This is a genomic window from Streptomyces sp. NPDC090442, assembly GCF_044769405.1.
Lineage (GTDB): Bacteria > Actinomycetota > Actinomycetes > Streptomycetales > Streptomycetaceae > Streptomyces.
In genome coordinates this window covers 66027-78498 of record NZ_JBIVXW010000031.1, presented here as the reverse complement: position 1 = coordinate 78498, position 12472 = coordinate 66027, and the positions used below count along the sequence as shown (strand labels likewise).

Genomic DNA, 12472 nt, shown 5'->3' with positions numbered 1-12472 from the left:
ATCCCAGACAGGTCGTCCCGTCTGGGATCCCGGACACAGGCAGTGGCGCGGGGCTATCCCCGGCCGGCCGGGACCGTCTCCGCGACCGCCTCCGGCGCCTGCGCGCCCGGCGGTTCGGCGACGGCCAGCCGTGGCCGCACCCACAGCGCGTACACCCCGCCGAGCAGAGCGAGCCAGGCCGCGCCGACGACGAGGGCGATGCGGGTGTCACCGGAGAAGGCGAGCAGGACCATCACGCCGACCATGAAGACGGTGGCGGCGATCTGGGCCCCCGGCCACAACGGCACCGGGTAGCGCAGCGCGGCGACCTCCTCGGACGACATCTTCCGGCGCGCGCCGAGCTGGCTGAGCAGGATCATCAGCCACACCCAGACGGTGGCGAAGGTCGCTATCGAGGCGATGACCAGGAAGATCTTCTCGGGCATGAGGTAGTTCAGCACCACCCCGACCAGCAGGGCCACGATCATGATCACGACGGTCAGCCACGGCACGCCGTTGCGGGAGAGCCGTCGCATGGCGGCGGGTGCCTGGCCGCGCTGGGCCATGCCGTACATCATCCGGCCGGCGGCGAAGATGTCGCTGTTGATCGCGGACAGCGCGGCGACGATGACCACGACGTTGAGCAGGGTCGCCGCGGACTTGATGCCCAGGCTCGCGAAGATCTGCACGAACGGGCTGCCGGAAGTGCCGACCTCCTGCCAGGGGTTGAGCGACATCAGCACGGCGAGGGTGAGGACGTAGAAGAGCACCACCCGGATCGGAATGGAGTTCACGGCGCTCGGGATCGTCTTCTCCGGGTTCTCCGCCTCGCCGGCGGTGACGCCGATGACCTCGGTACCGCCGAAGGCGAACATCACCACGGCGAAGGAGAGGATGAAGCCGTGGACGCCGTGCGGGAAGAAGCCGCCGTTGCTCCAGAGGTTGGCGACGCTGACGTGGTGCCCACCACCGTGGCTGAGCCCGAAGAACAGGATCGCGGCACCACCGATGATCATCGCCACGATGGCGACGATCTTCACCAGGGAGAGCCAGAACTCAAGCTCGCCGAACGCCTTCACGCTGAAGAGGTTGATCGCGCCGATGATGAGGATGGCGGCCAACAGCCATGTCCAGCGCGGCACATCGGGGAACCAGAAGCCCATGTAGACGCCGAGGGCGGTGATGTCCGCGAGGCAGACGATGACCATCTCGAAGGCATAGGTCCAGCCGGTGGTGAAGCCCGCGAGCGGGCCGAGGTGTCTGGTCGCGTACTCGCCGAACGAGCCGGCGCTCGGCGACCGGACGGCCATCTCGCCGAGCGAGCGCAGGACCAGGAAGACGGCCGCGCCCCCGATCAGATAGGCGAGGAGTACGGCCGGTCCGGCCGCCCTGATGGATTCTGACGAACCGTAGAAGAGACCGGTGCCGATCGCGGAGCCCAATGCGATGAAGCGGATGTGCCGCGGACGGAGCCCTCTGCTCAGCGTCGCCTTTTCAGTTGCCAACTGCGTCCTCCCTTGGGACCAGTGGTGGTGGGGTGCCGGGGTGTTCACGGAGATGCCGGCGAGCCGGGTGATGGAACGAGGACCCCGGAATGGGGGTTGCCGTGCACCGCGAAAGCACCCTGTATATTCCTGTATAGACAGGCATTGTCAAGAGGTGAACCGGTGAATGAACGGAGATCGACGTCGAGCACGTCCCCCGCAGTCGGTCGCGCCCTGGACATCCTGGTGCACCTCGCGGGCCGCTCCGGACCGGTGAAGACCGCAGCCCTCGCCCGTGACCTCGGCATCCCCCGCTCGTCGGCGTACCACATCCTCACGGTCCTGGCCGAGCGCGGCTTCGTCACCTACCTCCCGAAGGAGCAGGCGTACGGCCTGGGCGTCGCCGCCTTCGAGATCGGCTCCGCCTATCTGCGGCACGAACCCCTGGAGCGGCTGGCGCGACCCATCCTGCGCGGCCTCGCCGGAAACCTCGGCCAGACCGTACACCTCGGCATCCTGCACGGCGCCGAGTCGGTCTACCTCCTCAAGGAGCGCCCGCGCAGCGGACGGTCCGGCGACGTCGAGGCCGCTCTGGTGACCGACATCGGCGTCCGACTGCCGGCACATCTCACCGCCAACGGGCGCGCCATCCTCGCACACTCCACCGAGGCGCAGGTACGGGCCCTCTTCCCCAGGCCCGGCGACCTCATCACGCGCACCGGCAGAGGCCCGCGGTCCCTGGCCGAGCTGCTGGCCCTGCTCGCCCGGGACCGGGAGCGCGGCTGGTCCGAGGAGTCCGAGCTGGTCTCCAAGGGCTTCCGCTCCCTGGGCGTCGCCGCCTTCGACCACCACGGGCGGCCGGTCGCCGCGCTCAGCAGCACCTGGCACACCCACCGCAGCACACACGAGCCGGACGCCGTGCGGAACGCCCTGTGGGACGGCGCGGCCCGGCTGACCTCGGCCGTCTCCGGCCACCCGCCGGTCACCCCGGCCACCGGTCAGCCCGGCGGGTTCCCCGCCTCGAAGGCGCCCTCCAGGCGGTAGCGCGACCCAGGGTGCAGCAGCCGCGCCACGCTCACCGGCGCGCCCCGCGACCACGTCCGGCGGTGGATCAACAGGCACGGCTCCGCGCCGTCGACGCCCAGCAGCGCGGACTCCTCCGGCGACGGCAGGACCGCCTCCACGATGTGCTCGCCCCGGTCCAGGGGCGCGACCTCGGAGAGGAAGGTGAACGGGGTGCGCACGGTGAAGTCCTGCGCCAAATACCCAGGTGCGAAGGCCGGGTTGACGTAGCGGTCCTCTATCTGGATCACCGCGCCGTTCTCGCTGTGCACGATGCGGGAGCGGAAGACCGGCCGCCCCTCGACGACCCCGATCTCCGCGGCCGTCTTGGCCCCGGCCGGCTCCTCCCCCAGCGCCAGCACCCGGGCCTCGTAGCGGTGGCCGCGCCGCCGCACCTCCTCGGCGATGTTGTGCACCTCGACCAGGCACGAACTGCCCTTGGCCACCGCCACGAAACTGCCCACGCCCATCACGCGGCGGATCAGCCCCTCCGCCGCCAGCTCGCGCAGCGCGCGGTTGACCGTCATCCGGGACAGCCCCAACGACGCCACGAACTGGCTCTCCGACGGCAGCGCGTCGCCCTCCCGCCACCGGCCGCCGGCGATCTGCTCGGACACCAGGTCCTTCACCCGCCGATACGCCGGCACGGCACCGGAGGCGCGCTCCTGGAAGAGCCGTGCGAGATCCGTGATCTCCGTGGTCAAGACGTCCCCCCTCCCACCGGCTCGGACCGGTGCTGCGGTTGCGCCCTGGCGATTCTATGTGAGTGCCAAGTCCGTTCTCGGATCCGAGAATCCGCAACTCGGCTGCTGGCACCGGCGGTTCCGACCGCCTGTCATGGGACGCACGCCGCACCGCCGGCCCTCACCGGCGGGACGCCGTGCGCCGGGCCGCCGCCCGGCGCACGGCGCGGCATCCACCCACCCCCTCCAGGAGGCACCATGACCAGCGTCTCTCCGCAGGCCCGAACCGTTCGGGCCCCCCGCGGCACCGAGTTGACCTGCCGCGGCTGGCAGCAGGAAGGGGCCCTGCGGATGCTCATGAACAACCTCGACCCCGAGGTCGCCGAGCACCCGGAGGAACTGGTCGTCTACGGCGGCACCGGCAAGGCCGCCCGCAACTGGCCCGCCTTCGACGCCATCGTCCGCACCCTGCGGACGCTGGAGGACGACGAGACGCTGCTGGTGCAGTCCGGCAAGCCGGTCGGCGTGATGCGGACCAACGAGTGGGCCCCGCGGGTGCTGATCGCCAACTCCAACCTGGTGGGTGACTGGGCCAGTTGGGAGGAGTTCCGCTCCCTGGAGGCCCGCGGCCTGATCATGTACGGCCAGATGACGGCCGGTTCGTGGATCTACATCGGCAGCCAGGGCATCCTCCAGGGCACCTACGAGACCTTCGGCGCGGTGGCCCGCAAGAAGTTCGGCGGCAGCCTGGCCGGGACCATCACCCTCACCGCCGGCCTCGGCGGCATGGGCGGCGCCCAGCCGCTCGCCGTCACCATGAACGACGGCGTCGCGCTCTGCGTCGACTGCGACCCGACCCGCATCGAGCGCCGGATCGCCCACCGCTACCTCGACGTCGCCGCCGACGACCTCGACCACGCGCTGCAACTCGCCGTCGAGGCCCGCGACGCGCGCCGCCCGCTGTCCATCGGCGTGACCGGCAACGCCGCCGAGGTCTTCCCCGAACTGCTGCGCCGCGGCGCGCCGATCGACATCGTCACCGACCAGACCTCGGCCCACGACCCGCTCGCCTACCTCCCGGTCGGCGTCTCCGTCGAGGAGTGGCACGAGCTGGCCGCCAAGGACCCGGAGGGCTTCACCGAGCGGTCCCGCGCCGCCATGGCCCAGCACGTCGAGGCCATGGTCGGCTTCCTGGACGCCGGCGCCGAGGTCTTCGACTACGGCAACTCCATCCGCGACGAGGCCCGCAAGGCCGGTTACGGGCGGGCCTTCGACTTCCCCGGCTTCGTCCCGGCGCACATCCGGCCGCTGTTCGAGGAGGGCCTCGGCCCGTTCCGCTGGGCGGCGCTGTCCGGTGACCCGAAGGACATCGAGGCCACCGACAGGGCGATCATGGAGCTGTTCCCGGAGAACGAGCACCTGCACCGCTGGCTGAAGATGGCCGGCGAGCGCGTGGAGTTCGAGGGGCTGCCCGCGCGCATCTGCTGGCTCGGCTACGGCGAACGGCACCGCGCCGGCCTGAGGTTCAACGAGATGGTCGCCAACGGCGAACTCTCCGCCCCGGTCGCCATCGGCCGCGACCACCTCGACTCCGGCTCCGTCGCCTCCCCCTACCGCGAGACCGAGGCGATGAAGGACGGCTCCGACGCCATCGCCGACTGGCCGCTGCTCAACGCCCTGGTCAACACCTCCTCCGGTGCCTCCTGGGTCTCCCTGCACCACGGCGGCGGCGTCGGCATGGGCCGCTCGATCCACGCCGGCCAGGTGTGCATCGCCGACGGCACCGAACTCGCCGCCCAGAAGCTGGCGCGGGTGCTGACCAACGACCCCGGCATGGGCGTCATCCGGCACGTCGACGCCGGCTACGAGCACGCCGCCGACGTGGCCCGCGAGCGCGGCGTGCGGGTGCCGATGAACGAGTCCGAGTGAACGCGGTCGAGCGATGAACCGAACCGACCGCAACCGAGGGAAGGGCACGCAGCGATGACGGTTCCCGTGGACGCACCGTCCGCGCCGTGGACGGGCCGGGACGACGGACCCGGCGAGGACACCCTGCGCTGGCACCACGCCGTCGCCCGCGACGCCGAACGGGCCGACTGGGACGCCGCGTTCGTCGGCTTCCGCAGCGACGAGGGCGTGCGGCGCAACCAGGGACGGCAGGGCGCGGCCGGCGGCCCGGCGGCCCTGCGCGCCGCCCTGGCCTCCATGGCGCTGCCCGCACCGCTGCGGGCGTTCGACGCCGGCGACATCGCCGTCGCCGACGGCGATCTGGAGGCCGGCCAGCGGCGCCTCGGCGCGGCCGTCACCGCGCTCCTGGACCGGCGGCGACCCGTGGTGGTGCTCGGCGGCGGCCACGAGGTCGCCTACGGCAGTTACCTCGGGCTGGCCGACAGCCGCGCCCTGCGCGACGGGGCCCGGCTCGGGGTGCTCAACCTCGACGCCCACTTCGACCTGCGCGACGACGACCGGCCCAGCTCCGGCACGCCGTTCCTGCAGATGGCGCGGGCGGAGGAGCGGCGGGGCCGGCGGCTGAACTACGCGGTCCTCGGCGTGAGCCAACCCAGCAACACCCAACGGCTGTTCCACACCGCCGACAAGCTGGGCGTCCGCCACCTCCCGGACACCGAGTGCGGCCCGCTGCACCTCGGCGGCGTCGACCTCTTCGTCGACGCGTTCCTGACGAGCTGCGAGGTGGTCCACCTCTCCATCGACCTCGACGTGCTGCCCGCCGCGGCGGCCCCCGGCGTCAGCGCCCCGGCCGCCTACGGCGTCCCGATGGAGATCGTCGAGCACGTCTGCGCCCGGGTCGCGGCGAGCGGGAAGCTGGCCGTCGTCGACGTCGCCGAGCTCAACCCGGACCTCGACATCGACAACCGCACCGCCCGCGCCGGCGCCCGCCTCGTCCACCGCATCCTCACCACCCCCCGCGTGGGGACCCCGGGGAGCGACGCCTGACCCTCCCCCTTCGCGGGGACAAACAGGCGCAACGGGGACGATCGGCGACGAACCCGACGCGATGTCGACGGCAACAACGGGAGCGGGCACGGCCACCACGGCCGTGCCCGCTCCCGCGTGCGTCCAACTCGCCCGCTCCGCACGCCCGTTGGCGGCGGAGGGGGCGGCTCAGCCCTCGCCCGGGGCCAGTCGCAGCGAGATCGAGTTGATGCAGTACCGCTGGTCCGTCGGCGTCGGGTAGCCCTCGCCCTCGAAGACGTGGCCGAGGTGCGAACCGCACCGGGCGCAGCGCACCTCGGTGCGGACCATGCCGTGGCTGCGGTCCTCCAACAGCTCGACGGCGGCGCCGTCCTTGGGGTCGTAGAAGGACGGCCAGCCGCAGTGGCTCTCGAACTTGGTGTCCGAGCGGAAGAGCTCGGCGCCGCAGGCGCGGCAGGAGTAGACGCCGGTGGTCTTGGTGTCGGTGTACTCGCCGACGAAGGCGGGCTCGGTGCCGCCCTGGCGGAGGACCTGGTACTCGGCCGGGGTCAGCTCGGCGCGCCACTGCTCGTCGGGCTTGTCGATCTCGTACGTCATGCGGGGCTCCTCAGCTCATGCGCCCAGGCGGGACAGGATGGCGGGGCCGAGGTCGGTCACATCGCCCGCGCCCATGGTGAGAACAAGGTCACCGGGGCGGCTCATTCCGGCGATCAGCTCCGGGATCGCGCCCTTGTCGGCCTCGGGAGTCACCTGGGCGCCGGCGTCCCGGGCGGCGTCGGTGATCAGGGCGCTGGTGACGCCCGGGATCGGGTCCTCGCGGGCCGGGTAGATGTCCAGGACGACGGAGGCGTCGGCGAGGGCGAGGGCCTGGCCCATCTCGGCGCCGAGCTCCTGGGTGCGGGAGTACAGGTGCGGCTGGAAGACCACCAGGATGCGGCCGCCGGTCTCCTCGGTGGCGCTGCGGATCGCCTCCAGGTCGGCGGACATCTCGGTGGGGTGGTGCGCGTAGGAGTCGATGACCTGGACGCCGGCGGCCTCGCCCTTGAGTTGGAGGCGGCGCTTGACGCCGGTGTACTTGCCGAGGGCGTCGGCGAGTTGGTGCGGCGGGAGGTCCAGGGCGACGCCGGCGGCCAGGGCGGCGACGGCGTTGTGGGCGTAGTGCCGGCCGGGGACGGAGACGGTGAAGGTGAGGATCTTGCCGCTGGTGAGGGTGACCGTGACGTCGCTGGCCAGGCCGTGCGGGGTGATCTGGAGGATCCGGACGTCGGCGTCCTTGGCCTCGCCGTAGGTGACGACCTCGATGTCGTCGCGGCCGAGCCGGCCGGTCAGCTCGCGGGCGCCGGGGTGGTCGGCGGAGATGACCAGGGTGCCGCCGGGGCGGACGCGGTCCACGAAGGTCTCGAAGGACTCGTAGATCTCGTCCATCGAGGCGTAGTTGGCGTGGTGGTCCAGCTCGACGTTGAGGACGATGGCGACCTCGGGGGCGTACTTGTGGAAGCTGCGGTCGCTCTCGTCGGCCTCGGCGACGAAGATCCGGCCGGTGCCGTGCTCGGCGTTGGAACCGGGGGCGTCCAGGTCGCCGCCGATGGCGTAGGACGGCTTGAGGCCCAGGGCGCCGAGGGAGACGGCGAGCATGGACGTGGTGGTGGTCTTGCCGTGGGTGCCGGCGACGGCGATGGGGCGCAGGCCGTCCATGAGGGCGGCGAGGGCGTCGGAGCGGTGGACGACGGGGAGGCCGCGCTCGCGGGCGGCGGTCAGCTCCGGGTTGTCGTCGCGGATCGCGGAGGAGACCACGACGCTGGTGGCGTCGGCCGCCAGGTGCTCGGCGGCGTGGCCGATGTGGACCGTGGCGCCGAGGGTACGCAGGGCCTGGGCCGTTGCGGAGTCCTTGGCGTCGCTGCCCGCCACCGCGGCGCCGCGCTGCGCGAGGATCTTGGCGATGCCCGACATGCCGGCGCCGCCGATGCCGATGAAGTGCGGCCGTTCCATCGAGGCTGGGATGGCGGGTGCCATGGATGGGTCTCCCTGATCGTCGAGCGGGCGTGCGGTCCTGCGTGTGCTTGCCGACGATTCTCGCACCCGGCACTGACAGCGCCGGCCCGCGACCCCGCGCCGGGGCGCACCACGGGGCCCCGACCCGGTGCGGCGGTCAGCGGCGGATCAGGCCCTGGGCGGTGGCGGCGGCGACCGCGGCCGTGCGGGAGTCGACACCCAATTTGGCGTAGATGTGGACGAGATGGGACTTGACGGTCGCCTGGCTGAGGAAGAGCCGCTTGCTGATCGCCGCGTTGGACAGGCCGTCGGCGACGAGCTGGAGGACCTCGGTCTCGCGGCGGGAGAGGGCGGCGGCGGGCGTCCGCATCCGGTCCATCAGCCGGTGCGCGACGGTGGGGGCGAGCGCGGACTTCCCGGCCGCGGCGGTGCGCACCGCGGCGGCCAGTTCGTCGGGCGGGGCGTCCTTGAGGAGGTAGCCGGTGGCGCCGGCCTCGATGGCGGCGAGGATGTCGGCGTCGCTGTCGTAGGTGGTCAGGATCAGCACGCGGGGCGCCCCGGGGCGGGCGGTGATCTCCGCGGTGGCCCGGGACCCCAGCATCCGGCCGCCGAACTGGAGGTCCATGAGGACCACGTCGACGTCCAGGCTGGCCGCCAGCGCCACGGCCTCCTCGGAAGTGGGGACGTCGGCGGCGATCTCGAAGTCCGGCTCCGTCTCCAGGACGGCGCGGAGCCCGGCCCGTACGACGGGGTGGTCGTCGGCGAGCAGTAGTCGGACGGGGGCGGCGGGTGCGGTCACGGGGCGGCCCCCTGGGCGGTCTCGGGGACGGCGGACGGGTCGGGACAGGGCAGGGTGACGGCGAGGGCGGTGCCCTCCCCCGGGGCGGACTCGACGGCGAGGGTCCCGTGGAGAGCGCGGGCCCGGGCGCGCATCGCGGCCAGCCCGAAGCCGGAGCCGCCGGCGGCCGCGGAGCCGGGCGGCGGCACCTCGGCGGGCACGAACCCGCTGCCGTCGTCGACGACGTCCAGGGCGACCTCGGTGTCCATGTAGCTGAGGGTCAGCTCGACGCGGTCGGCGGCGGCGTGCTGGACGGTGTTGGCGAGCGCGGACTGGGCGATCCGCAACAGGGCGACCTCGTGCGGGGTGGGCAGCGGCGTGGGCGCACCGGAGACCTGGCAGTGCACGGCCAGCCCGGAGGTGCGGGCGGTGGCGGCGCACAGCCGCTCCAGGGCGGCCGGCAGCGAGTCGGCTTCCAGGTCGGGCGGGCTCAGGGCGCGGACGAAGCGGCGCGCCTCGGCGAGGTTGTCGACGGCGGCGGTGCGGGCCTGCCGGATGTGCCCGAGGGCGGTCTCCGGCCGCCCCGGTACGGCGCGTTCGGCGGCCCTCAGAAGCAGTTGGATGCTGGAGAGCCCCTGGGCGAGGGTGTCGTGGATCTCGCGGGCCAGCCGCTCCCGTTCGGCGAGGACGCCGGCGGCCCGTTCCGCGGCGGCCAACTCGCTGCGGGCCGCGGTGAGCTCCTCGATGAGGCGGCGGCGCTGCTCGCTCTCCCGGTAGAGGGCCTGGTAGCCGAAGACGACGGCGACGGCGACCGCGGCGCCCAGGACGGGGCCGATGACCGTGCCGACGCTGAGGGTGTGGGTGTGCCAGGCGAAGCCGGCGATGGCGGCGGCCGTACTGGCGGCGACGACGGGCAGCGCCCAACGGGGCGGCAGCAGGTGCAGTTCGACGAAGAACAGCGGGAAGGCCAGCCAGACGCCGTCCGGGGTGAGCGCCAACAGCACCAGCCACACCGCGACCACGGTGGCGAGCCAGAGGACGGCGGCGGCCGAACTGCGGGCCCGGAGCAGCGCGGGCCCCAGGACGTAGAGCGCCAGGAGGACCACCGCGGTGGCGAGCACGCCCGGGGCGGCGGGGGCCCCGTCGGCCAGGGCGCGTACGGCGGCGAGCGCCAGCAGCCCGGCCACCATCAGGTGGAGGCACAGGCGCAGCACGCGCACGACGGGGGCGAGGGAGAGGTCGGTCCTGGCTTGTTCGATCACGGCCCCTTCAGGCTACGGGCCGGTGGCGACCCCGGCATCAATCGAAAGGTGGAGCCGGGACCGCACCGTTCGGCTCCGGCGAACCACTCCCGGGCGCGATGCCGCGCGTCCCGGTGGCGGGCGACGGTGGGGGCAACCGCCGGGCAGTGGGCCCGGCATCGATCCGAGGATGGCCGAGCCGGTGTTCGTCGCCTTCAGAGACCTGAGATTCGCCAAGGGGCGGTTCGCCCTGATGGGGACCGTCGTCACGCTGATCACGGTGTTGGTGGGGCTGCTGTCCGGGCTGACCGCGGGGCTGGGCCGGGAGAACACCTCGGCCATCACCGGGCTGCCCGCCGACCACCTGGTCTTCGCCGCCCCCGCCGGGGACGGCAAGCCGTCGTTCACCGACTCCCGGCTGCCGGAGCGGACGGTGCACCAGTGGGCCCAGGTGCCCGGGGTGCGCAGCGCCGACCCGTTGGGGATCTCCCCCGCGAAGGTCGAGGGGGCCGGCGGGAAGACCGCGGCGGTCTCGGTGTTCGGGGTGCGGCCCGGTTCCCGACTGGCGCCGTCCTCCGGGCCGGCCGGTGACGGCACGGTGGTGTTGTCGGAGAAGGCCGCCGACAAGCTCGGCGCACGGGCCGGTGACCGGCTCGCGCTGGGCGGCCGCCAGGTGACGGTGACGGCGGTCTCGGGCGCGGCGATGTTCAGCCACACGCCGGTGGTGTGGGCCACGCTCGGCGACTGGCAGCGGCTGTCCGGGAGCCCCGGCGGCGCGACCTCCGGGGGCGCCACCGTCGTCGCCCTGTCCACCACCGGGACGGACGGTCTGGCCACCGCGGACCGCCGGCTCGGCACCCGCACGGTCACGGCCGCCGACGCCCTGACCGCGATCGGCTCCTACAGCGCCGAGAACGGCTCCCTGCAACTGATGCGCGGCTTCCTGTTCGCCATCTCCGCGCTGGTCATCGGGGCGTTCTTCACGGTCTGGACGATCCAGCGCAGCGGCGACGTGGCGGTCCTCAAGGCGCTCGGCGCCTCCACCCGCTATCTGCTGCGGGACGCGCTCGGCCAGGCCGTCGTCCTGCTGGTGGTCGGCACCGGCCTGGGGACCGCGGTGGCGGCCGGGGTGGGCGCCGCGGTGGGCGGCACCGTGCCGTTCGTGCTCGACGCCACCACCGTGCTGATCCCGGCCCTGATCATGATCGCGCTGGGTGCCGTGGGCGCCGCGCTGTCCATCCGCCGCCTCACCTCCGTCGACCCGCTGACCGCCCTGGGAAGTGCCCGATGAGCCTCGAACTGACCGATGTCACCCTCACCTACCCCGACGGCGACGCCCGCCTGACCGCGCTGGACGCGGTGTCGCTGACCGTGCCGGCGGGCACCGTGACGGCGGTGGTCGGCCCGTCCGGCTCCGGCAAGTCCAGCCTGCTGGCAGTCGCCGCGACGCTGATCCGGCCGGACCGCGGGCGGGTGGTGCTCGACGGCACGGACACCACGGGGCTACGCCGCGCCGACCTGACCGCGCTGCGCCGGACCACTGTGGGAACGGTCTTCCAGCAGCCGAACCTGCTGCCGTCGCTGACCGCGGCCGAGCAGCTCCAGGTGATGGCCCATCTGGCGGGCCGCTCGCCCCGCGCGGCCCGCTCCCGGGCCCTCGAACTGCTGGCGGCGGTGGGCCTGTCGGGCCAGGCGGACCGGCGGCCGCACCAGTTGTCGGGCGGTCAGCGGCAACGGGTGAACATCGCCCGGGCGCTGATGAACGAGCCCGCGGTGCTGCTGGTGGACGAGCCGACCAGCGCGCTGGACCACGAGCGCGGCGCCGCGGTGCTGGACCTGCTGACCGAGCTGACCCACCAGCGCGGCACCGCCACGGTGTTGGTCACCCACGACCGTTCCCATCTGGCCGCGGTCGACGCGGTGGCGGAAGTCCTGGACGGCCGGCTGACGTTGGGGGCGGGAGCGGGAGTGTGAGCCCCTACGGGACGGGCGGGCGCCGCCCGTCCCGTACAGCCGCGACGGCTAGTCGTCGCGGTGGGAGAAGGTGGGGAACAGGTTGGACCTGGCGGCCTTGCGGCCCTGGTGCGGGCCGTGCGCTCCGGGCTCGGAGTCGTCGGCCTCCGGGACGGTCGGGTCCGCGCCACGCTCCTCGTCCCGGGTCCGGTCCTCGTTCCGGCCGCGCTCCCGTTCCGCGTCCGGTTCCCGCTGGTCCGCCATGACGGCCCCTTTCTCGATGCTCCGGTCTCGGCTGTGCTGGATTCGGCCCGCTGCGGGCCGCTTCCTGACCAGGAACGCACCGATTCGGGACAGCGGTGAGCT

12 protein-coding genes are annotated in these 12472 nt (G+C 73.2%); 5 read left to right on the top strand and 7 right to left on the bottom strand.

Going from position 1 to position 12472, the window contains the following annotated elements:
* Nucleotides 1-53: 53 nt before the first annotated feature.
* Entirely contained in the window at nucleotides 54-1484 is a 1431-nt protein-coding gene (locus ACIQU6_RS22400; protein ID WP_403483418.1) for an amino acid permease, read from the bottom strand.
* Nucleotides 1485-1646: 162 nt separating this feature from the next.
* On the opposite strand from ACIQU6_RS22400, the gene ACIQU6_RS22395 reads away from it, so the two are divergent.
* A complete protein-coding gene (locus ACIQU6_RS22395) occupies nucleotides 1647-2507 on the top strand; it encodes an IclR family transcriptional regulator (protein ID WP_403483417.1) in 861 nt (286 codons plus the stop codon).
* Here the strand turns inward: ACIQU6_RS22395 and hutC are convergent.
* Nucleotides 2462-3229 carry a histidine utilization repressor gene (hutC, locus tag ACIQU6_RS22390; RefSeq protein WP_403483416.1) on the bottom strand — a complete coding sequence of 256 codons (768 nt, stop codon included), beginning with the start codon at nucleotides 3227-3229 and terminating at the stop codon, nucleotides 2462-2464. The genes ACIQU6_RS22395 and hutC overlap by 46 nt on opposite strands.
* A 237-nt stretch (nucleotides 3230-3466) precedes the next feature.
* On the opposite strand from hutC, the gene hutU reads away from it, so the two are divergent.
* Together hutU and hutG are read left to right on the top strand one after the other, a co-directional pair.
* Nucleotides 3467-5137, top strand: coding sequence for a urocanate hydratase (gene hutU / locus ACIQU6_RS22385; RefSeq protein WP_403483415.1), 1671 nt, complete (start codon nucleotides 3467-3469; stop codon nucleotides 5135-5137).
* A gap of 54 nt (nucleotides 5138-5191) precedes the next feature.
* Nucleotides 5192-6163, top strand: a complete 972-nt coding sequence (gene hutG, locus ACIQU6_RS22380; RefSeq protein ID WP_403483414.1) for a formimidoylglutamase — start codon at nucleotides 5192-5194, stop codon at nucleotides 6161-6163.
* A gap of 168 nt (nucleotides 6164-6331) precedes the next feature.
* Here hutG and msrB read toward each other — a convergent pair whose 3' ends face one another.
* From msrB to ACIQU6_RS22360, 4 genes are all read right to left on the bottom strand, one after another.
* Complete coding sequence (gene msrB / locus ACIQU6_RS22375; RefSeq protein ID WP_403483413.1) at nucleotides 6332-6739, bottom strand: peptide-methionine (R)-S-oxide reductase MsrB; 408 nt, start codon at nucleotides 6737-6739, stop codon at nucleotides 6332-6334.
* 15 nt (nucleotides 6740-6754) lie between these two features.
* Entirely contained in the window at nucleotides 6755-8155 is a 1401-nt protein-coding gene (murC, locus tag ACIQU6_RS22370) for a UDP-N-acetylmuramate--L-alanine ligase (RefSeq protein WP_403483412.1), read from the bottom strand.
* 136 nt (nucleotides 8156-8291) lie between these two features.
* Nucleotides 8292-8933: a response regulator transcription factor gene (locus tag ACIQU6_RS22365; RefSeq protein ID WP_274912717.1), complete on the bottom strand. Its 642-nt coding sequence runs from the start codon at nucleotides 8931-8933 to the stop codon at nucleotides 8292-8294.
* Nucleotides 8930-10174 (bottom strand): sensor histidine kinase, encoded by a 1245-nt coding sequence (locus ACIQU6_RS22360; protein ID WP_403483411.1) that lies wholly within the window; start codon nucleotides 10172-10174, stop codon nucleotides 8930-8932. Before ACIQU6_RS22360 ends, ACIQU6_RS22365 begins: the two co-directional genes overlap by 4 nt.
* 181 nt (nucleotides 10175-10355) lie before the next feature.
* Between ACIQU6_RS22360 and ACIQU6_RS22355 the strand changes: the two genes are divergently transcribed.
* Nucleotides 10356-11444 (top strand): ABC transporter permease, encoded by a 1089-nt coding sequence (locus ACIQU6_RS22355; RefSeq protein ID WP_403483450.1) that lies wholly within the window; start codon nucleotides 10356-10358, stop codon nucleotides 11442-11444.
* Complete coding sequence (locus ACIQU6_RS22350; RefSeq protein ID WP_403483410.1) at nucleotides 11441-12127, top strand: ABC transporter ATP-binding protein; 687 nt, start codon at nucleotides 11441-11443, stop codon at nucleotides 12125-12127. The genes ACIQU6_RS22355 and ACIQU6_RS22350 overlap by 4 nt, the downstream gene beginning before the upstream one ends.
* A gap of 48 nt (nucleotides 12128-12175) precedes the next feature.
* Here ACIQU6_RS22350 and ACIQU6_RS22345 read toward each other — a convergent pair whose 3' ends face one another.
* The gene (locus ACIQU6_RS22345) at nucleotides 12176-12370 is read right to left on the bottom strand and encodes a hypothetical protein (RefSeq protein ID WP_403483409.1); all 195 of its coding nucleotides are present in this window, start codon (nucleotides 12368-12370) and stop codon (nucleotides 12176-12178) included.
* Between the last annotated feature and the right edge of the window lie 102 nt (nucleotides 12371-12472).

Excerpts from the sequence above, each read along its gene's own strand:
- msrB (WP_403483413.1), bottom strand. The coding sequence starts at position 6,739 with ATGACGTACGAGATCGACAAGCCCGACGAGCAGTGGCGCGCCGAGCTG.
- hutU (WP_403483415.1), top strand. The coding sequence starts at position 3,467 with ATGACCAGCGTCTCTCCGCAGGCCCGAACCGTTCGGGCCCCCCGCGGC.
- ACIQU6_RS22345 (WP_403483409.1), bottom strand. The coding sequence starts at position 12,370 with ATGGCGGACCAGCGGGAACCGGACGCGGAACGGGAGCGCGGCCGGAAC.
- ACIQU6_RS22350 (WP_403483410.1), top strand. The coding sequence starts at position 11,441 with ATGAGCCTCGAACTGACCGATGTCACCCTCACCTACCCCGACGGCGAC.
- murC (WP_403483412.1), bottom strand. The coding sequence starts at position 8,155 with ATGGCACCCGCCATCCCAGCCTCGATGGAACGGCCGCACTTCATCGGC.
- hutG (WP_403483414.1), top strand. The coding sequence starts at position 5,192 with ATGACGGTTCCCGTGGACGCACCGTCCGCGCCGTGGACGGGCCGGGAC.